Source organism: Candidatus Chloroploca sp. Khr17 (genome assembly GCF_004138165.1).
Taxonomy (GTDB): domain Bacteria; phylum Chloroflexota; class Chloroflexia; order Chloroflexales; family Chloroflexaceae; genus Chloroploca.
This window is the reverse complement of sequence record NZ_RYFF01000050.1, coordinates 1-21,547: the sequence shown is the minus strand read 5'-3', so window position 1 is coordinate 21,547 and position 21,547 is coordinate 1. Positions and strand designations below refer to the sequence as shown.

Sequence of the window (21,547 nt, the reverse complement as noted above, 5' to 3'; positions counted from 1 at the left end):
ACACGGCAGCAGGGCGATTGCATCTTCCGTGTGTGCCCCCGCAAGGGCCCCCGCAAGGGCTGCCGCTACAGGGTGCCCCTACAGGGTGCCCCGTTGTTGTCGGGGGCTTCGACAGGCTCAGCCTCCGTCCGTTCGCAACGCCCATCGTCCGCCGGTGGCTGAGCTTGTCGAAGCCAATGCCTAGAGCAGAAACCTTTGTTGACAGCCTAGTAAGGTGTGATTGCCTCATGGAGGGCCAGCCCGCCATGAGACGCTCCTTAACCCAAACTGGAGCAGGCAACCATCATAGTACCCACCATTGAAGGTTGCATAGAGTGGATCTGGTCCGACAGGAAGATCGGTGGAACGGGTGACGCCAACAAGCGTCACCGTCTCGTCGCTCCTGCGGGCCAGGCCATAGGTCGCTTCGTCATCGTGGCTTCCACCGATGTAGGTGCCGTAGACCAGATCCTCTACGCCCTGGCTGGCTAATTTCAACCGGGCCAGAAAAAGGTCTCCAATGCCGTTACGTTCCTGTGCATATGCATCGGGCGTGGTGGGGAAGGTTAACGAGCCGGTATCGCCAGCGACGTAGACCTCGCCCGGCGCGATCAGCGCAATGGTTCCCTGGGCAAAGTTCTCGCCGCCACCACCGCCAAGATAGGTGCTGTAACGCAGGTTCGCTTGCGCACTGCCTGCCGGATCGGGGTTGATCCACGCGACAAAGGCATCGCTGCGACCTTCGTTGCACGTGCTATTGGTGCCGCAAGCGCGATCAAAGGCCCCCTCGGTCGTGGGAAAATCGAGGGAAGCAGTGCTTCCTGTAAGATAGACCGTCCCATCGCTGCCCAAAGCCAGTGCGTGGCCCTGGTCTCTATCGGTACCGCCCAGGTAGGTGCTGTAGATCAGATCGCTTTGGCCGCCACCGACCGGGTTGAAGACGATCAAGAAGGCCTTCTTGATCCCCCAACCGGCGGGTGGGGTTGTATCCACCGCTCCTGATGTGACCGGAAATTCGCCGATGCTGAGTTGATCTTCGACACTGCCGGTGAGGTAGAGCCGCCCGGCGTTGTCGATGGCAAGGTCGGACGCTTCTTCGAAGGAGGCACCCCCGCCCAGAAAGGTGCCGTAGACCAAGTCGGCGCTGCCTTGCCCGCCCAGGCTCAGTTTGACGATGAAGAGGTCGGTATTCAGGCCCCAATCAACATCGGCGTAGACCTGGTCATATGCGCCCGCTGTCGTGGGGAAGTCGCTCGACTCGGTCCATCCTATCACATAGACGTACTCGCCCAACACAGCGATGCCGGTTCCGCGATCGCCCCCGCCGCTGGCTCCTGCCCCGGGCATATCGTAGCCACTCCCGCCCAGGTAACTGCTGTAGACGATGTTGCCTGTCGCATCAAGTTTGGTCACGAAGGCATCCATTGCTATTTCTGCACCGCCGTTGAAATCTTGATCGAAGGCACCTACCGTACGTGGGAAGGTGGCGCTCTGGGTGTAGCCGGTCACGTAGACATTGCCTACTGCATCGACGGCGAGCGCGTTGCCGCCGCTATCGGCGGTGCCGCCAAACTGCTGGTAGTAGACCAGCGTCTTGCCGTCGGGCGTTAGTTTGGCGACAAAGACCTGGCTGTAGCTGCGGCCGAGCGAGTCTGGCCCTGGTTTGGTTGAGTAGGTCGCCCCGGTCAGATACAAAGATCCGTCTGGCCCGATGGCGATATCCTTGATCTGATCCTCATCTACGCCGCCAAAGTAGGTACCGTACTCGAGCGTGAGCGCGAGCCTGGGCGTGTAATCGTGCAGCATCAGCGGCAGATAGATGGCATGGGTTGTCGCGACAACATGAACATCGGTCGTAACGGGTGGTGACCAGACGCAGTCTTCAACGCTTCCGGCAGCTGGATAGGCGCAGGCGTGGTTGGTGAGCGTGACGAGGTCGGCCAGTTCTGGCACCGCGACGGTGGCGACAAAGGTCACGGAGACCGGTGTGGTGGTAGGCAGCGTGATTGTCCCGGTAAGTGCGCCGTTCGCATAGAGGATGCCTGGGGGCTGATCCAGGAAGTGCACGAAATCCAGATCTTCGAGGGGGTCAAAAAGGCCCACTGTCGCCCCTGCTGGGCCAGAGATGACGAGCGTATAGGTGAGTGGATCACCCTGCGCCACGGGATGCTCGGGTGTAACCGTTTTGGCGATCCGCGCAAATGGCACATGCACACCGGCTGTTGTGCCACGATAGAAACCTGGCCCCAGCGCGTAGACAAAGATATCGTACAGAGCAGGATCGAGTGGCCCGATCCGCGCGCTGTAGACGCCATCATCGGCTGCGCCATCGCCGTGCGCACCGTCATCGCGCAGTTCCACCAGCAACTCATCGCCAGCCTCACTGGTCAGGCGCGCCGTCAGCGTGAGCGCCACAGTCGTCTGCGCACGCAAGTGCTGTGGGTCGTTGGTCGCGGCGAGCGTCGCCGTAATGAGGGTCATCCCGTCCCAATCCGGTTCACCCACGGTGACGACCAGTTCTTCGACTGGTTCAAGGATAACCGCCCCGAGCACAACGGAAGCGGTGGTGACATCGGTATTTGTTAGCGCGACCGTCCAGTTGCCGGTGATCGGGGTGCTCGCCCAGACGCTCCGGAACAACGACCCGGTAAAGGGTTCGGCGGCAGCGCCCTGAGGTGTGCGCAATTGGGCCTGCACCGTATCCGAGGCCACCAGGGTCACGACCAGTGCTTCGCCGGCGGGCACGGTGATCGCAAGATCCCGGCGTGCACCCGCAGGCAACTCAAGCCACACGCGCTCTATGACCTGAGGCGGTTTGGCTGACGACGCTGGGTTGGCTTGTGCATCAAACGTAGCAGCATTGAGTGACGTGGGCAGCGTGCGTTCGTGGGCACGATCGGGCCCGGCAGCGAGGACGGGCAGCACATAAGCCAGAAAATCCTGTTCGGAATCGGTCATCGCAACGTGATCAAGCGCACGTTTGTAGATCCATTGGAGTTTGGGGGCGTACACATTGCGGCCAAGTGCATCTTCACCCGTGGCACTATAAACTTCGACGACCCCATCGCCTGGTCCAGCGATACGGCAGGTAAAATTGAAACTGGTACCCGCGAAAATCGAGAAGGGCACATCCACCGGTTGGCGCCAGATTTTATTCTTTTCCAGCACAATGTCGGGGCGCAACTGCATAATGGCCGGATGCCATAACCCTGGCAAATCGTCGGCGCATGGCGAGCCGAGGTTCGGCGTCCCCAACATGATCAGGTGGTTGGCGACCGGGTAGCCATCAGTTGGAACGTCTTTCCAGACTAGGCTGCTCAGGTAATCGCGGGAGATCAAGCCGCCCATCGAATGTGCCACCAGATCGACATGCCAGGCGTTCTCCAATTCACGCACCCGCTCGATATAGTGGCGTAGCTCTTCGGCGTTTTGGCGCAGACTATTGGCGGGTTGCAACGGGCTAGCTAATGCGCCGGTGTTCAGGTGGCCCCAGACTTGCTCATCGCCCACCGCATACGCTTTCCAGTCGGGGCGGATGCTGGTGAGAAAGCCCTGATACTTGCCCCACCCGACCTCGGCGTTGCTCCAGAGCCCGTGGACAAGCACGGCGGGGCGGGGGCGAAGTTTCAACTCAGCCTCTGCCGGGCGAACGACGACGTTGCGCCCATCCTGCTCGGGCAGGGTGATCCGGATCGTACGCGCCAGGACCGGCTCGCCGTCATCGCTCCAGGCGAAACCAGTGGTGTCCCACTGGAAGGTGACGGTGGTCGTCACCCCACCATAGAAGGTGTGCCGGGTCGCGGTGCTGGGGGCAACGAACGCACCCGGCAAGGGTTGCCCCGTTGAGGCATCCACGATCTGCACTTCAGAGGTGAAATCCTCGGGGCTAGGATTGTGGACGGCGATCGCAAGGTTGACGTGGTTGCCATCGACGGTGCCCTGGCTGCCCACGGGGATCCACGTCTGCATATCGGGGAAATTTGGCTCGTAAAAAGTGACCTGCGGTGCCGGAGCCAGCCAGAGCCGATCGTTGAAGAAGGGCATGCTGAACCCGGCGTTCATTGAGGTGAGATAGAGATCGAGGATGTGGGTTTCCGTCTGCGTCGGCGTCCAGCGCAGGCGACTGTCGCCGCTCTCATCGAGCAGATACTCCATCTTGAGCGGCCTGTTGGCATCGCCGTCAACGACGACATAGAGATCGGTGAAGAGATTCTGGCACGAGCGCAGGGCGGGCAATTGCAGCGGATCGAGCCGCCCAGTGAGGGTAAGCGCGTCGCTGCTGGTAAAGCCAGTGACGTTGAGGCGATAGGGTGCATTCGAGAACTCGGAGGTATTGCCGCTGGGATCGGTGAGCGTGCCCGCGAGGGCGTAGCCCGCAGGCGGCTCACTGGGCAGGGTGAGCATAAAAACGGCGTGGCCGTGGGCGTCGGTGGGGATGGCTTGCGTCAGCAACCACTGCTCGCCCTCACCAAAGCCGGGCCAGGGCTGCGCGTTGCAGACGCGGTAGGTGTAGAGATCGAGGCTATAGGTGGCGTTGGGCTGTCCACTGAAGTTGCCCCAGAGATATAGCCCCTCGCGCCGGGTAAAGACCGGATAGTTTTGATAGGTGTTAGGGCCGAGATCGGTATCATTGAGATCGTTGGGTGTACGACGCTCATTGGACAGATCAATGGCTGGTTCGGTGTTGCCAAAGATACGGTTGTTGCGCAGATCATTGCGCTCGCCGAGCAGCACCTGAATGCCACGCCCAAGGTTGAAGGCGATCGTATTGCTCAAGGCGTCTGTGCCGCCGATCCGGTTCTGCGCTGCTCGCTCGATGAAGACCCCGGCGACCAGGTTGCCCGGCCCTTGGGCTAGCAGCGCCCCCTGGCTATCGGTGCCAATGCGATTACCTTGCAACTGATTGCCCGTGGTGCCCTCGTCTACCAAGATGACGCCATGACCGTTGCCGGAGAGGGTGTTCTGGCTAATGGTATTGTTGGCCGCGTTGCGCAACAAGACCCCCGCCAAGCCATTGCCCCATTCATTGCCGTTGCCGAACTCATCATCGGCATCAGTCTGCGTCCCAGTAGGATCAGTGCCGATCCGATTGCTCTGCACCAGATTATCGGTGGCACTTTTCCCTTCATCAGCGACAATGCGCACGCCGATCCGGTTGGCCGCGATGACATTGCCTGCACCAGGGATGGCGCCGCCCACCGTATTGCCCGAGGCATTCCAGAGTGTCACGCCATCTTCGGTGTTGCCGAGTGGCGCAGTCCCGGCGGCATTCAGGCCGATATAGTTGCCCTGGATGTAGTTTCCGGACGCCGCTGCGGGAGCGGTCACGCTTTGTGGCGTGGTCTCACGCACCCCACGAACCCGACCCGGTTGCCACTCATGCGTGAACACGGATAACGTTGCCTGGCTTGGGGTCTCGCCAATAATGCTGATGCCGCCCGCATTGCCAGCGATGACATTGCGCGCCGCCGTGAGCGTGCCACCGATCGTATTGTTGGATGCGCTCACAATCTGGACGCCGAGAATGCCGTTGGGGATCCGGGCTGTCCCAGCTGCATTTAGACCAATAAGATTGCCGCGTACCAGCGTCCCGCTCGCCCCATTCTGGATGACAACGCCGTGCCAGCCATTGCCCGACAGCACATTGCCTTCACCTGCGTTCGTCCCACCAATCTGGTTGCCGATGGAACCCGCGTGCGAGATGCCAATGCCGGCTTTGCCATTCGGTAGCGCTGTGTTGCCATTGGGGGTTACGCCGATATAGTTGCCAATAATGCGGTTGTTGGCCGAGCCAATGCCACCGCTCTGCGGATCACCGATCTGGATGCCAGAGGTGCCGTTGCCAGCGATCACGTTGCGCTGGGCGGCGGTCGTCCCGCCGATCTGGTTGCCGCCGCTGCTGGTTCCGGCGAGATAGATCCCGGCGGTGTCATTGCCGAGGCCCGTCGCTCCAGCGGCATTCGTGCCAAGATAGTTGCCCTCGATCACCGCATTGCCGCGCCAGATAACGAGACCAAAGCCCTCGTAGTCGCCGTCGGCCTGGAAGCGGGTGATGGTCAGATTGCGTACGGTGCAACCGGGGGCCGAGAGGATCAGGCCATTCACACCACGACCGGCATTGCTGCCATCGAGTTGCACCGATTGGCCAGTGCCCAGATCCATCCCATCAATTGTCACCGCCTCAACGATATACGGCAGCGCATACGCTGGTTGAATCGGCTGCGCCAGATAGCTAAAGACGATCGCATCCGCCCCTGGGCTATGATTGGCCTGCTCAATGGCAGCCCGCAGCGTGCAGACATTGCACGGGCCTACGGGCGGATCCGCCCCTGGATTATGGCAAATATCACAGAGATTATCGTCGCCATAGGGATCGCCCTGGTCGCTGGGCGCATTGACCACGAAGGTGTGCGTCGTCGGCGTTGCCTGACTATGACACACCGGCATATCGGTCGCGAGCAGGAGACATAAGCCTACACTGAGGAGAAGCAAGCAGGTTCGTGCATTCATAGTGTACCTCGAACTGGGTAAGATGTGGGGTCCTGGTTCGCAGGCAAAGAGGGTTGCGCCCTTGCCATAGCACTGCATAGCAGTAGCTAAGCTACCGCTTGTACACTGACTCGAGGGTATCATGGATGCATTACCATGGCATTACGAAAATAGGGCGTAAAGCCCAGCAGCTTCAGCGCCTGGCTAGTACATAATCCGCCTATGAATGGTTGCAAACCTACTTGACAGCCCCTGAAAATATGCTACACTCTTTTGTAAGTTTATTGAACTATCTAAATAGGTTGAGGGTAAAACTGTGGATCCGTTGCTCGAAAAGGCGACCCGCCAGCACACCAAAGAGCACAACAGTCGTCTCTTGTTGCGCACGATCTATGAGTACGGCGCGATTAGCCGGGCTGATCTGGCGCGTCTGACGCAGTTGACGCGGGCGACGGTTTCGGACGCGGTGGGCGAGTTGCTCGAGCGAGGGTTGCTTGAGGAGGTCGGCCACGGGACGGTGGGTATTGGGCGGACGCCGATTTTGCTCAGTGTGGTCGCGGATGCGCGTCAGGTGGCGGCGATCAGTGTGACGAAGGCGCAGGTGATGGGTGCGCTGGTCAATCTGCGCGGTGAATTGCGTTCACCGGTGACGCGGGCGGTGCCGTCGGGTGATGGGGCGGCTGTGCTTGAGACGATCTATGCGGTGGCGAATCAGTTGCGACAGACGGCGGAATATCCCCTGCTGGGCATTGGCATCAATACGCCGGGCCTGATCGATGTTGAGCGCGGGACGGTGGTGCGCGCGGTTGATTTTGGCTGGGTTGACCTGCCTTTGCGCGCACTGGTGCAAGAGCGCTGTCAGTTGCCGGTCTATCTGGCGAATGATAGCCATAGTCTGGCCCTGGCCGAGTATATGTTTGGGCAGGCTCAGGGCACCCCCGATCTGATTGTGGTCAAGGTTGGCAATGGTATTGGGGCAGGCATTGTGCTCGGTGATCGCCTGTATACGGGTGAAGGCAATGGGGCCGGTGAGATTGGACATCTGGTGGTCGCGGAAGATGGGCCGTTGTGCAAGTGTGGCAATCGTGGGTGCCTGGAGACCGTGGCGAGCAGTGCGGCGATCCTGCGCCAGGCGCGTGAGTTGCGTTTGACCCAGGCTTCGGCACTCTCGGCCGAGCCAACGCTGGAGGAACTGGCGCACCTGGCCGAGGCTGGTGATCCGCTGGCGCGTGCGGTGATTGCCGATGCCGGGCGTTACCTTGGCATTGCGCTGGCGAGTCTGGTGAGCGTGCTGAATATTCGGCGAGTGCTGATTACCGGCCATGTCGCCCCGCTTGGTGAACTGTTGCGCAAGGCGGTTGTGACCAATCTGGCGCGACGTTGCCTGCCGGCTTTGGCCGGCGCAACGGTTGTCGAAGTCGTTGCCCTTGGCCCAGACGCGCCGCTGCTCGGCGCGGCAGCGCCACTCTTGACGTTTGAATTGGGGATTGAACGCCTTTTCAGGCCATAATACCATTTCAGATTGCAGATTTTGGATGGCAGATTGCCGCATATGACGTTCCAATGCGCTCGGGCAGCCCTACCGATGCGGATCGCTCAATTCCAATTGGTCTAACACGTGGATCACAAGCAGAGGCAATGATGCTAGAGGCTTATGCAGAGCGCTACCGGCGCGATCTCGTTGACGCGGTGATTCCTTTTTGGCTCCGCCATGCGCTCGATCATGAGCACGGCGGGTACTTTACCTGTCTCGATCGCGATGGCACGGTCTATGATCCGCGTAAATATATGTGGCTCCAGGGACGTGCGGTCTGGATGTTCGCCCGGCTCTATCGTGAGTTGGAACCACGTGACGAGTGGCTGACGGCGGCGCGGCTCGGGGTGGATTTTATCCGCCGCCATGGGCGCGACGCCGAGGGCCGGATCTTCTTTAGCCTGACGCGCGAGGGCCAGCCCTTCTTTTTTCAGCGCAAGCCGTATGCGGCCGTTTTTGTGCAGATGGGTCTGTTTGAGTATGGACTGGCGACGGGCGATCAGGCGTGTCTTGATGAGGCCGTGGCGCTCTTCTGGCGCATTGTGGCATGGATCGAGCAGCCGACGTTGCTTGGGCGCCTGGCGTTGCCCGGCCAGGTTGCAGTGAGTCAACTGGCGGATCGGTTGGTGGTAGGCATGATGGCGCTTGAGCTTGCCCGCCAGTTTGATGATCCGCGCTATGACGAGGTGCTGCGTGCGACGGTGGCCGGGGTGTTGCGTCACTATGATGCGGCGCATCGGGTCTTCCGCGAGGTGGTTGCCTACGATGGCCGTGATCTGACGGCGCTTCCCGAAGGGCGGCTCTTTAGCCCTGGGCACACGATTGAGACGGTCTGGATTCTGTTGCAGATGCTTGCCCGTAACCCCGACGCCCAGGCGCAGCAGGTTGCGTTCGCGGCTCTGGCGGGGGCGCTTGAATTAGGCTGGGACACGCAGTACGACGGCCTCTTCTATTTTATGGATCTCGCGGGTCGCCCGACGCTCCAACTTGAGGCCACGATGAAGCTCTGGTGGCCGCATGCCGAGGCGATCTATGCGCTGGTGCTGGCCTATACGCTGACTGGCGAGGCGCGCTGGCTCACCTGGCTCGAGCGGGTGGATCGTTATACCTACGCTCATTTTGTTGATCCGGTCTATGGCGAGTGGTTTGGGTACTGCGATCGATGGGGCGATCTGGCGCTGACAAGCAAAGGTGGCAATTACAAGGGCTTTTTCCATGTGCCGCGAGCGTTGCTCTTTAGTCTCCAGGCGATTGATCGTGATGGGGCGTAATGTATGAAGCTTGGTTTGATTCCCCTTGATGAGCGACCGGCGAATACGCGCTATCCGGTGATGGTGGCGGCGATTGCGGGTGCCGAGGTGCTGCTGCCGCCACCGGGGGCGTTGAGTACGGGGCGCAAGCCGGGCGATGCCCAGATGTTGGCGGCCTGGTTGATGGCAACGGCCCCGCAGCTTGATGGGCTGATTGTTGCGCTCGAACAACTCGGCTATGGTGGCTTGATCGCCTCGCGCATCTCTGATGAGCCGGTGGCGGTTGTTTTGAACCGTCTGGAGGTCTTGCGCACGGTGCGCTCGCTTGCGCCACGCCTGCCGATCTACGCCTTTAATGTCGTCACACGGGTTTCCAACGCGAATGACGCCGTCGAAGAGCCCGCTTACTGGGCCGAGTATGGCGCACGGCTCTATGCGCTGTCGCAGTTGCTTGATCGGCACGGGCGGGGCGAGGCGGTTGCCGAGGCGTTGGCGGCAGCCGAGGCGTCGATCCCAGCGACGATCCGGCGCGATCTGCTCGCCCGGCGTCTCCGCAACCATACCGTCAATCTTGCGGCCCTCGGCCTGCTGGATGACGGCACGCTTGACCTGCTGGTGCTCAGTTCTGACGATACGAGTCCGTTTGGCTTGCCCTCGCGGGAAAAGGGCTGGCTGGCGAGTTGGGGCGCCTTGTTGGCTCGCCCGGGTGCTACGCTTGACCAGGCTCCGTCAACCCCCGCCCTTTTGATGTACCCCGGTGCCGATGAGGTGGGGTCTGTGCTGGTCGCGCGGCTGTTGAATGAGCGGGCCGGGGTGTGCCCAGCGGTGACGGTGGCGTATGCGCCTGCGGAGGGTGCCGCGCAGGTGGCGGCCTATGAAGATGGTCCGATCCGGCTGACTGTGGCGCGGCAAGTGGCCGCAGTGGGAGGTCATCTGGTCGAGAGTGATGCGCCGATCTGGGTGGGGGTGAATGCACCGGTAGCGCGACGGGCCGAGTGGGATCCGGCGCATGCAGCAGAGGAGAAGACCGCACGTCTCCCCTCATTGAACAGGCTTGCTGATGAAGCGGCCTGCCGGCTGGCGATGGGGCAGGCGATCGCCATTGCCGATGTCGCCTACCCGAATGGGGCCGACCCGTCGCTGATGGAGGTGCTGAGCGAGCGTGTGTTGCTGGCCCAACTGACGGCCTACGGGGCCTGGAATACGGCTGGCAATACCGTCGGCACCACGCTGGCGCAGGCCTTTGCCGCCCAATTGATCAGCACGCCTGCCGGGGCGGTTGCGCACGAACAGCTACTGCTACACCGCCTGGTCGAAGATTGGGGCTATCAACATATCATCCGGGCCGACGTGCGAGCCTGGCTCACCCAGCAGACCGGCCACCACGATCCCATCACCCCGGCGTGGGCCGAGTTAGCGCGGCAACGGAGTGCAACTGGACTCGCGCATTTTCTCGCCACGTTGCCAGGCTTTGCTGAACGCTACCGCCTCGATCAGGCAAGCGTCCGGTTCCCCTGGGGACGCACCTTCGAGGTTGATTTTGACCTGGAAGCCATTGTTTGAACGGCCACAGAAAGGGGGTGATTGCCGCTCGCCATGTTAGGCTAAGCAACGATACTAGGCACCACGTTACGGTCTGTTTTTTGTTGGCGGGGCCAGGCGTACGGGGGACGACATCCTTGATGTTGTAGGCCCCTTGTCGAGCAACGTACCGCCGACCACAAAGTATGAGGAGCAAGAGCCCTATGATCCGCAAGCGAAGTGTTGCGTTCACCATCTTTCTGACCATGTTCGCCATGATCCTGGTTGCCTGTGGCGGAGCCGCCCCAGCGACCCAGGCCACCGCTGAACCTCAGGTTGTCGTGCAGACCCAAGTTGTCGTGCAGACCGAGGTTGTTGAACAGCAAGTGGTGGTCACCCCAACCCCCGGGCCAAACCCCGAGGCAGTGATGGAGGTTGAGGAAGGGGCTACGATCACCTTCTGGACCTTCTTCCTCTCGCCGACCTTCGATGAGTATATTCAGAGCACGATTGCCCGCTTCAACGAAGCCTACCCAGGCGTCACGGTGAAGTGGGAAGATCGTCAGGCTACGCTCCAGGAGGAGTATCGCAACAGCCTGGCGGCCGGCAACGCGCCGGATGTCGTCAACGTGCCAACGGGTTGGGTGCAAGAATTTGCCCAGAACGATCAACTGCTGAACATGAGCGAAGCGTTGCCCCCAGCCGTGCAGGAGCAGTACTTCCCTGATCTGTTCAACCAGACCAATGTTGGCGGGTCGAGTTTTCAGGTGCCCTGGTACCAGGCGGTTGACGCCTATCTGGCCAACACCGACGTACTCGAGAACGCCGGGTATACCATGGACGATTTGCCCACGACCTTCGATGAGCAGAAGCAATTCTGTCTCGACTTCTACGAGGCGAGCGGTATCCCGTGTGGTTTGCGCATGCAGACCGGCAACCTGTTGCAGACAATGGCCTACGAGGGCAATGTCGAAGTAATGAACGCCGACGGCACCGCCTTCACCTTTGACTCACCCGAAGCGGTACAGTGGTTGCAGGACTATGTTGATCTGAACGAGGCTGGGGCAATCCACCGCGACCTGATCCTGTTGAACGACGCCGACGACCGCATTGGTCTGGAGCGTTTCACCGCAGCGCAGATGCCCTTCTATGTAACCGGCCCGCAGCTGATCCGTCTGGTACGCGAGGGCAACCCTGGTCGTTATGGCTACCTGGCCCTGGCCCCGCGGGCGATCGGGCGGTCGGGGGCCTTGCCGCCCGTCTCGATGTCGATTGTCGTGAGCCAGAGCACCGCGTATCCGAAGGCATCGGCGGCGCTAGCGGCCTTCTTCTCGAACCCGCAGAGCATGCTCGAATTTGCCAAGCTCGTCGCGATCTACCCCTCGACCCCGGAAAGTTACGAAGATCCCTTCTTCACGCAGCAGCCAGTCGCGATCGAGGATCAGATTCGCCCGCTGGCCGAAGGCATTATTTCGCAGCAAAAGAACATTTTGCCCGAAATTCCAAGCCCGGCTGAAGTGAACGACATTGTTCGCCAGGCGATTGAGGCGGCCATCTTCGGCGGTGCCGATCCGCAGACCGTGCTGAGCGACGCGGTGCAGCAGGCCAATGGCTTGATTCGATAGTGCCTGTTTTCGTTCACCCGTATGTAGCAGTCCTGGCAAGGTTGCAAACAGGAGGGTCGGCTAATGGTTGTCAAGGAGATAATCCGGTATGCGTCCGATGGCGTGGGGCGAACGCCCTCGGCTATGGGATGCGAAGCCCGCCGGCGCGGGCTGGAGCGGATTCATTTTTGATAGACCATAAGCCGACACTCCTCAGACGCACATCGTCCAGGTGTGCTACACCAAAGTACGCTTGAACAGTAGCCTGAAACCTGATCTAAGGGCAGAAACGAGAATGATCATGAGCAATACGTTGCGCTCGCGCCTGACACCCTATCTCTTTTTGCTTCCGGCGCTGCTCTTTATGGCGACCTTTACGCTCTATCCGTTGGCGAGTGTTGGCTATTTGAGTTTCACTGAGTACAACATTTTGCGTCCACCGCAGCCGGTAGGACTAGCCAACTACCAGCGGTTGATCGGCGACGGGGTCTTCTGGCTGTCGTTGCGCAACTCGTTCACCTACTTGCTGGTGACGCCGGTGATCATTGTGAGTGCGATTGCCCTGGCGATTGTTGTCAACCGCCCCTTGCTGGGCATCGGGGTCTTCCGGGCGCTCTACTATATCCCGGTGATCACGGGGGCAGTGGCGGTTGGGATCGCCTGGCAATTCCTTTTTGATGGAAGTGGCGGCCCGATCAATGGCATGCTGCTCTCGACGGGGATGATCGAGAAGCCAATCATCTTCCTGACCGAGCCAGGCTGGACGTTGCCGATCGCGATGATGATGACGACCTGGATGGGCGTTGGCTACTATATGGTCGTCTTTCTCGCCGGGTTGCAATCGATCCCAGAGGATCTCTATGATGCGGCGCGCATCGACGGATGCAATGAATTTCAGAAGCATTGGCATGTCAGTGTGCCAGGGTTGCGCCCATCGATTGTCTTTGTGGCCGTGATTTCGAGCCTCAGTGCGCTCAAAGTCTTCGATGAGATCTATGTGCTCACGAATGGAACGGGTGGCATTCTCAATAGCGGTTCGACGATGGTGTTTTACCTCTGGAAGCAGGCTTTTCGCTTGCAAAATGTTGGCTACGCCTCGGCGATTGCGATGGTCTTGCTGGTGATCACCCTGACCTTCTCGATCATTAATGTGCGGATGCTTGAGCGAGGGGAAGGATAGGAGGATCTGGAATGAGCACAGTTGCTGAGCCAATGTCCACAGGCCGGACGCGCTCCGTTCGTCCCGCGTGGACGCGCCATCTCTTCTGGTATGGCTTGTTGTTGCTGGCGAGCATCGTGACGGTGTTGCCATTTCTCTGGTTACTGATGACGGCGTTGAAGGGACCGAGTGATGCGGTTTTTGGCTTTCCGCCGCAGTTTCTGCCGCGTGAGCCAACACTGGCAAATTTTGCCCGCGTCTGGGATCAATTGCCGATCTGGCGCTTTTTCCTCAATAGCCTCTTTGTAGCCGCGCTGACCGTGACGCTCAATGTGCTGGTTTCGTCGCTGGCGGCCTATCCGCTCGCCAAGATGAATTTTCCTGGGCGCGAGGTGATCTTTTATTTGCTGCTGGCGACACTGATTGTGCCGGCTGAACTGACCTTTATTCCTGGGTATCTGCTGGCGGTGCAGGTCTTTCAGTACTACGATACGCTTTGGGCGCTGATCTTTCCGAGTGTCTTCAGTGCGTTCAATATCTTTCTGTTGCGCCAGGCGTACAAGACGGTGCCGAATGATCTGATTGATGCGGCGCGGATCGATGGGGCGAACGAGTTGCGGATCTGGTGGTCAGTGTTGACGCCGACGATCCGGCCCTCGCTGGCGACGGCGGCGGTCTTTACGGCGGTCACGTCGTGGAACGCGCTGCTCTGGCCGTCACTGATGCTGCGTACGCGGGAACTGTATACGTTGCCCGTGGGTTTGATGGCGTTGCGGGGGATGTTTACCGCCGATTTTCGCCTGATCGCGGCTGGGGCGGTGATGGTGATCATCCCGATTCTGATCGCCTTTATTTTTGCGCAGCGCTACTTTGTGGCCGGGCTTTCGGGGGCAGTGAAGGGGTAGGCTGGGGCAGAGGTTGTATGCAACGACGTGCGCATTATATTCTTTCGAGCCACTGGGATCGTGAGTGGTATCGCCCGATGCAGCATTTTCGCTCGGCGCTGGTGGCGTTGCTCGATGAGGTGCTTGAGGCGTTGGCAACAGGCCAGTTGCATGGGCCGTTTACGACTGACGGCCAGGCGATCATGCTCGAGGATTATCTCGAGGTGCGCCCCGAGCGCCGCGCCGAGGTTGAGGCGCTGGCCCGCGCTGGCATGCTCATCATTGGACCATGGTATACCGTGCCTGATGAGTTTCTGGTGTCTGGTGAGGCGCTGGTGCGTAACCTGCGCTATGGGTGCGCGGTGGCGCGTCGTTTTGGGGCGGTGCCCTCGTCGGCAGGCTGGGTTTGTGATCAGTTTGGCCATATTAGTCAGTTGCCGCAGATCTTTGCTGGCTTTGGGTTGCGCGGGGTTTTTCTCTGGCGCGGGGTCAATTTCGCGGCGGGGCGGCATTTTCACTGGCGAGGATCTGATGGCACCATTTTGCCGACCTATCGCTTTGGGCGCGGCGGCTATTCGGCCTTTGCGTTTGAGGTGCGCGCTGCCGATGATCCGGGGCGGCGCGTGGAGGCCGCCGAGGCGCGGGCGCGGCTAGAGGCGTACCTTGCCGCCGAGGCCGCGGTGACGACGGTTGCGCCGCTGCTCGTCTTTGATGGCGGCGATCATCTGGCCTGGGATGCGACGGTCTATGAGGCTGTGACGGCTTATAGCCAGGATGCTGGTGCGCCCGTTGCGTTGAGCCATACGAGCCTCGATGCCTATCTTGACGACCTGCTGGCTGATCCTGCGGCGATCACCGCGACGATCACTGGTGAACTGCGCGAGCCGGGTTTGCCACCGCGGGCCGAGAACGAGGCCTGGCTCATTCCGGGCGTGCTCGCGAGTCGCGTGCCGCTCAAGCAGGAAAATGCGGCCTGCGAGACGCTGCTGACCCGTTGGGCCGAGCCGTTCAGCGTCTGGGCGGCGCACGCCCTCGGGCGGCCCTATCCGCACCAGTTGCTCGAAATTGCCTGGCGCTGGCTGCTCCAGAACCATCCGCACGACTCGCTTGGCGGCTGTAGCATTGATCTGGTGCATCGCGATATGCTCTACCGCTTTAGCCAGTGTCGGCAGATTGCCGATCTGCTTGCTACCGAGGCGACCAGGGCGCTCGCGCTGGCGATTGAGGGCGAGGTGGCCTCCGACGAAGTGCGGGTGGTGGTCTTTAACCCGCTGGTTCAGCCGCTGAACGAGACGGTTGAGCTTACCCTGGATCTTCCGCATACCTGGCCGGCTTTCACCGAGTTCTTTGGCTTTGAGGATCTGCCGGCCTTTCGCATCTACGATCCGGCGGGCAACGAGGTACCGTACCAGCGCCTGAGCCAGCGCCTCGGGGTGACGCGAACGCGCCTCGATCCGCACAAGTTCCCGCAGGGGGTTCAGGTGAATGAGGTGCGCGTGAGCCTGCCGCTGGCGCTGCCGGCCCTTGGCTACGTGAGTCTCACCGTGCGCCCGGGTGAACTCGACCCGCTGCTGCCCCACCAGAGTCCGCGCCCGATCGCGCAGCCAACGCGCCATCCCGGGCGCGGTCTGGCGACCAGCGATCGTGCGATGGCGAACGAGTTGATCGAGGTTGCCATTGCGCTTGATGGTACGTTGCGCCTGCATGATCGACGGAATGGAGCTATCTACGAACACCTGTTGCGCTTTGAAGATTGCGCCGACATTGGCGATGGCTGGTTCCACGGCCTGGCCGTGGCCGATGCGGCGCATAGCTCGTGTGGCGCCGCGACGAGCGTGGCCCTGGTGCAGAACGGCCCGTATGTGACGACCTTCCGTTTGCGGACGGCGCTACGTGTGCCCGAGCATTTTGCTTTCGCACGCGGAATGCGCGCCGAGACGCTGGCAACGCTGGAGCTTGATACGCTGCTGAGTCTGCGCCCCGGCTGTGCGCGGGTGGAAGTCACGACGACGGTGCGTAACACGGCGTCTGACCATCGGCTGCGCGTCCTGTTGCCGAGTGGTATAGACGCCACAACCTATCTTGCTGATGGCGCATTTGATGTGCTCGAACGGCCAGTGGCGTTGCGTGCCGACGCGCATACCTACCGTGAGTTGGAAGTTGAAGGTCGCCCCCAACTGAATTGGAGCGCGATCTATGCAGGAGGGCGTGGCTTGGCCGTCGTTGCGCCGGGGCAACTGGAAACGGCAGTGCTCGATCGGCCTGACCGCCCGCTCGCCCTGACGCTCTATCGCAGTACCGGGCGCACCGTGTTGACCGATGGTGAGCCGGATGGTCAATTGCTCGGTGAGCAACTCTCGGTACGTTACTGGCTGGTGCCACTGAGTGAAGCCCCTGACCGGGCCGCCCTGGGCGCATTGGCGCAGCAGTTGGCATCTGGCTTGCGCACGAGTCAGTGCGTGGCTGGCGATAGGCTCGTTACGCAACCGCCGTCGCCCCTGCCGCCGAGTGCGAGCCTGTTGCGCCTCAGTGGGGGGGCCCTCTTGAGTAGTCTCGCACAGACGGCGTTGGGGTTGGAGGTGCGGATTTTTAATCCTGAAGAGGCTGAGATCACGGCGACGTTGCATGTGCCCCCGGCGATCCGCCAGGCCCAGCGGGTGAATCTGGCGGGCGACCCGCTTGAGGCACCGATGCCGGTGCGCGAGGGTGTGTTTGAAGTGGTGATGGGAGCCAAGCAGATTGTGAGCTTGCGGTTAGTGGGGCAAGATCATGGCCCCTTGGGTAGGCGGTTGTTTTGACGCAAAGGCGCAAAGGCGCAACGTTATGACCGTGTGACACCTTCAAGGGGAAGTGGAAGAAGCGATGGAACGTGAAGATCAGATCAGCCAGCGGCTCTTGCTCTGGTTTGAGGGGTATGAGGCTCCGGAAGCGTTGCTGGAGTTGGTGCGGCAGCGCCCGATTGGAGGCGTGACGCTCTTTCGCAAACTCAACCTGAGAACACCGCCGCAGGTGCGAGCGCTCACCGGGGCACTACAGGGAGCAGCGTGGGCGGCGGGGCAACTGCCGCTGCTGATCTGTGCCGATCAAGAGGGTGGACAGTTGCAGGCGGTGGCGGGGGCAACGGCGTTTCCGGGCAACATGGCGCTGGGTGCGACCGGTGATGCAGAACTGGCCCGGCGGGTCGGGGCGGCGCTTGGCCGCGAACTGGCGGCGCTTGGGGTCAACGTCAATTTTGCGCCAGTCGTTGATGTGCAGAGCCACCCGGCCAATCCGGTGATCGGGGTGCGCTCGTTTGGCGCTGATCCTGCGTTGGTCGGGCGACTTGCCGCAGCGCTGGTCGAGGGGTTGCAAGCGAGTGGTATCGCCGCGACAGCCAAGCATTTCCCTGGGCACGGCGATACCGTCGCCGATACGCACCATGCGCTGGGCGTGCTGCCGCACGACATGACGCGGCTGCAGCAACATGAACTAGCCCCCTTTGCGGCGACGATTGCGGCTGGCGCACGGCTGGTGATGGCGGCGCATCTGGCGGTGCCAGCGCTGACCGGGCGGGTTGATTTGCCGGCGACGCTGGCCCCGGGGGTGCTGGAAGATCTGTTACGCGGTACGCTGGGTTTTCGCGGGGTCGTGGTCAGTGATGCCTTGAACATGGCGGGTTTTGGCACGGAAGCCGCGTGGAACGACCGTCTGGTACAGGCGGCAGCGGCTGGCGTCGATCTGTTGCTGCTAGCGGAACCGAACGATCCTGAGCAGGCGTATGCAACCCTGTGCGCTGCAGCGCAAGCCGGCCATCTCGCCCCGGCGAATCTGGAGGCTGCCGTCGGGCGGGTGGCGGCACTCAAGCATTGGCTGGCGACCCAGGTGCAGCCAGATCTGAGCGTTGTCGGATGTGCCGAGCATCAGGCGCTCGCGGCTGAGGTCGCGGTGCGGGCGATCACGCTGGTGCGTGATCGGGTTGGTCGTCTGCCCTTGCGTTTGCCTGCCGAGGCCCGCCTCGTTGTGGTTACGCCTGAACTGGCTGACCTGACACCTGCCGATACCTCGAGCTACGAACACTGCGCCCTGGGCGAGGCTGTCCGTCGTTACCATGCGCGCACCGATGAACTGGTCATCGCGGCAGACCCGGCGGCGGATGAGGTGGCTGCGCTCGGCGTGGAACTGGCCAACTATGATCTCGTGATCATCGGAACAATCAACGCCACCACGCGCCGCGGCCAGGCGGCGCTGGTCGAGGCGCTGGTGCAGCAAGGGGTGCCTGTGATTGCGGCAGCACTGCGGCTACCCTACGATACGATGACCTACCTGTCGGCACCTACTTGTCTCTGCACCTACAGCATCGCACCATCAGCGCTTACCGCGCTTGCCGACACCCTCTTTGGGCGGGCGGATGCACCAGGCTGTCTGCCCGTGCCGGTGAGTGTCTAACGTGAAAGAAACCAAACTATGACCCTCCTCGAAGAAATTCGTGAACAACCTGCCGTGCTGCAGGGTCTGCTTGATCATGCCCGCACGCAGGTCGCAGCGGTCGCCGCCGCGATCCGTGCGCGTCGGGTACAATATGTGTATCTCGTGGCCCGTGGTACCTCGGAACATGCTGGTATCTATGGGCAGTACGTTTTAGGGGCTTTCAATGGTCTCCCGGTTGCCCTAGGCGCGCCCTCGCTCTTTACTATCTACGAACGCCCGCCGCAACTCGCCAACGCGCTCGTTGTCGGCGTCTCGCAGTCGGGGCAGTCACCTGACATTGTCGCCGTCCTGGCTGAAGGCCGAAGGCAGGGCGCACTGACGTTGGCGATCACGAACGATCCACAGTCGCCACTAGCCGAGGCTGCCGAATTGAGCCTGGCGATCCAGGCTGGCCCCGAGCGAGCGGTGGCCGCCACCAAGACCTACACCGGCGAATTGATGCTCTTTGCGCTGCTCGCCGCCGCGCTCGCCGACGACCCCGCGATGTGGGTAGCGCTCGAGCGGGTACCGGCCGCCGCTGCCGAGGCGCTGCGGCTTGACCCTGAGATTGTGGCGGCAGCCGAGCATTTTCGGGCGATGCGTGAATGTGTTGTGCTAGGGCGCGGCTTTCACTTTGCGACTGCCCTCGAATGGTCACTCAAACTCAAGGAACTGGCCTATGTCATCGCCGAGCGTTACTCAACCGCCGAGTTTCAACACGGGCCAATTGCGCTGGTTGAGCCAGGCTTTGCCATCCTCGCGGTCGCCCCAACCGATCCTGGGCTTGCCCCGGTGCGAGATCTGCTCATACGGATGCGTGCGAACCAGGGGGCGCAGTTGCTGGTGCTTTCGGATGATCCAGCGACGCTGAAAGAAGCAACGGTCGGGTTGCGGCTGCCCGCAGGCGTGGCACCGTGGCTGATGCCGCTCGTCAGTATCATCCCTGCCCAACTCTTTTGCCACCATCTTACGATCGCCCGCGGGCTCGATCCGGCTGCACCGCGTGGCCTGAACAAAGTTACGTTGACGCACTGAGGCGAGGAAAACGACATGATCTTCCATTCCCTGAACGAATTGAGCCATACCTATGACCATGTCTACCTCTCGCCGCACCTCGATGACGCGGCGTTGTCGTGCGGCGGGGTGATCGCTGCGCAACAACATGCGGGGCAGCGCGTGCTGGTCGTGACGCTCTGCACCGCAACCCCGTCGCCGGAAGGCCCCTTCAGTGAACTCGCGCAGGCCTTTCATACCGCCTGGGGGCTTGGCCCTGCCGCGGTTGTGGCGACCCGGCTGCGTGAGGACGAGGCAGCCATGGCGCTGCTTGGGGCCGATGGCCTGTGGGCTGGTTGTCTCGATGCCATCTATCGTCACCCGACGACCTACACCAGTCGGGCCACGCTTTTTCATCAGCCTGCGGCCGATGACCCTTTGTACAGTGAGATCACGCCGCTGCTGATCGCCCTCCGCGAGCGTTTGCCCGAGGCAGCCTTTTATGCCCCACTGGGTATCGGGGCACATGTCGATCACCTGTTGACGCATGCTGCGGCGCGTACTGTGTTAGGGACGAACCTCATCTACTATGAGGATATCCCGTATGCGATACGTCTCGGCGCACTCGCCGAGCGACTTGCAAAAGTTGACCTACCATTGAATAAGCAAATCATTGTGATCGACGCAACGCTCGACACCAAACTGGCCGCGATTGCGGCCTACACGAGCCAGATGGTTGAATTGGCCCAGAGCCAACTCGGGCTCACGGTGGATGCCGTAACCGACGCGAGTGCGGCGCTGACCGCTGCGATCGCTGCGTATGCGCATCAGGTAGGGGGGGCGCTGCCCGCCGAGCGGATCTGGGTATAGGCCCGCTCTTTTTCGCACACGACGGCTTTTTTGACGCAAAGGCGCGAAGGCGCAAGGTGTTTGACGCAGAGGCGTGAAGGCGCAAGGTGTTTGACGCAGAGGCGCGAAGGCGCAAGGTGTTTGACGCAAAGGCGCGAAGGCGCAAAGATCTTGGTTTAACTCTATGCAACCATCATCACCTCCACAACCCTCACCTGTACGCCGTGTGGTCTTCTTTGGCGACTCGCGGGCGGACTGGTGGCTGACGCCGAAGCTCGCTGGTTTGCGTTTTGTCAACGCTGGGGTGCCGGGTGGCAGTGCTGCCTATCTGGCACGCCATTTTACTCGCATGGTCGAGCCATTGCACCCCGATGTGATCGTGCTCCAGCTTGGCGTCAACGATCTCGCCGGCTGGTCGCCGGGCACCGCAACGCAAGACGCTGTGTTTACCGCGATCGCAACGGTTGTCACCGAGGCGCGCCAGCTCGCCGCGCAGGTCGTTCTCACCACGATCTTTCCGCTGGCCCGCGGGCCATGGGCCAGTTCGCAGGTTCAGGCCGCGATTCTGGCCGTGAATGCGCGGCTACCGGCCCTGGTGACCGACGGCGTACACCTGCTCGACAGCGCCGCCGTGCTCTGCGGGCCAGACGGCTTTGTCTACAGCCGCTATGCCGACGACGAACTGCACCTGAGCGCCGCAGGCTACGCGATGCTCAACGAGGCGCTGGTGCGGTTGATCGGGGGGTGAGTGAGAAATGTGGGGAGACCGATACACATTAGGGACTACGCAGTGGCATCAGGACGCGCCCCGTCACCAGGGCGCTTCGTTATTTCGGCCT

At 61.4% G+C, this 21,547-nt stretch carries 12 protein-coding genes; 11 read left to right on the top strand and 1 reads right to left on the bottom strand.

Annotated elements, in window-relative coordinates; translation table 11 throughout:
* Positions 1–225 precede the first annotated feature (225 nt).
* Positions 226–6,489, bottom strand: coding sequence for a NosD domain-containing protein (locus tag EKD05_RS20765; protein ID WP_165360863.1), 6,264 nt, complete (start codon positions 6,487–6,489; stop codon positions 226–228).
* 295 nt (positions 6,490–6,784) lie between these two features.
* Here EKD05_RS20765 and EKD05_RS20760 point away from each other — a divergent pair, with 295 nt between their 5' ends.
* The 11 genes from EKD05_RS20760 to EKD05_RS20710 all read left to right on the top strand — a co-directional run bounded on the left by EKD05_RS20760 (position 6,785) and on the right by EKD05_RS20710 (position 21,456).
* Positions 6,785–7,978 carry an ROK family protein gene (locus EKD05_RS20760; protein ID WP_129676723.1) on the top strand — a complete coding sequence of 398 codons (1,194 nt, stop codon included), beginning with the start codon at positions 6,785–6,787 and terminating at the stop codon, positions 7,976–7,978.
* 128 nt (positions 7,979–8,106) lie between these two features.
* Entirely contained in the window at positions 8,107–9,273 is a 1,167-nt protein-coding gene (locus EKD05_RS20755) for an AGE family epimerase/isomerase (RefSeq protein WP_240695879.1), read from the top strand.
* A gap of 3 nt (positions 9,274–9,276) precedes the next feature.
* A complete protein-coding gene (locus EKD05_RS20750) occupies positions 9,277–10,815 on the top strand; it encodes a DUF4127 family protein (RefSeq protein WP_129676720.1) in 1,539 nt (512 codons plus the stop codon).
* 182 nt (positions 10,816–10,997) lie between these two features.
* Positions 10,998–12,398 (top strand): ABC transporter substrate-binding protein, encoded by a 1,401-nt coding sequence (locus EKD05_RS20745; protein ID WP_129676718.1) that lies wholly within the window; start codon positions 10,998–11,000, stop codon positions 12,396–12,398.
* 280 nt (positions 12,399–12,678) lie between these two features.
* The gene (locus tag EKD05_RS20740) at positions 12,679–13,557 is read left to right on the top strand and encodes a carbohydrate ABC transporter permease (protein WP_129676716.1); all 879 of its coding nucleotides are present in this window, start codon (positions 12,679–12,681) and stop codon (positions 13,555–13,557) included.
* A gap of 11 nt (positions 13,558–13,568) precedes the next feature.
* The gene (locus tag EKD05_RS20735) at positions 13,569–14,441 is read left to right on the top strand and encodes a carbohydrate ABC transporter permease (protein ID WP_240695878.1); all 873 of its coding nucleotides are present in this window, start codon (positions 13,569–13,571) and stop codon (positions 14,439–14,441) included.
* Positions 14,442–14,458: 17 nt separating this feature from the next.
* Positions 14,459–17,218, top strand: a complete 2,760-nt coding sequence (locus EKD05_RS20730; protein ID WP_129676714.1) for a glycoside hydrolase family 38 C-terminal domain-containing protein — start codon at positions 14,459–14,461, stop codon at positions 17,216–17,218.
* A 64-nt stretch (positions 17,219–17,282) separates the two neighbouring features.
* Entirely contained in the window at positions 17,283–18,845 is a 1,563-nt protein-coding gene (locus EKD05_RS20725; RefSeq protein WP_129676712.1) for a glycoside hydrolase family 3 protein, read from the top strand.
* 18 nt (positions 18,846–18,863) lie between these two features.
* The gene (locus EKD05_RS20720) at positions 18,864–19,901 is read left to right on the top strand and encodes an SIS domain-containing protein (RefSeq protein WP_129676710.1); all 1,038 of its coding nucleotides are present in this window, start codon (positions 18,864–18,866) and stop codon (positions 19,899–19,901) included.
* A gap of 15 nt (positions 19,902–19,916) precedes the next feature.
* Positions 19,917–20,729, top strand: coding sequence for a PIG-L deacetylase family protein (locus EKD05_RS20715; RefSeq protein WP_129676708.1), 813 nt, complete (start codon positions 19,917–19,919; stop codon positions 20,727–20,729).
* A 163-nt stretch (positions 20,730–20,892) separates the two neighbouring features.
* On the top strand, positions 20,893–21,456 hold the full coding sequence (locus EKD05_RS20710; protein WP_129676706.1) for a GDSL-type esterase/lipase family protein: 564 nt from the start codon (positions 20,893–20,895) through the stop codon (positions 21,454–21,456).
* Positions 21,457–21,547 lie beyond the last annotated feature (91 nt).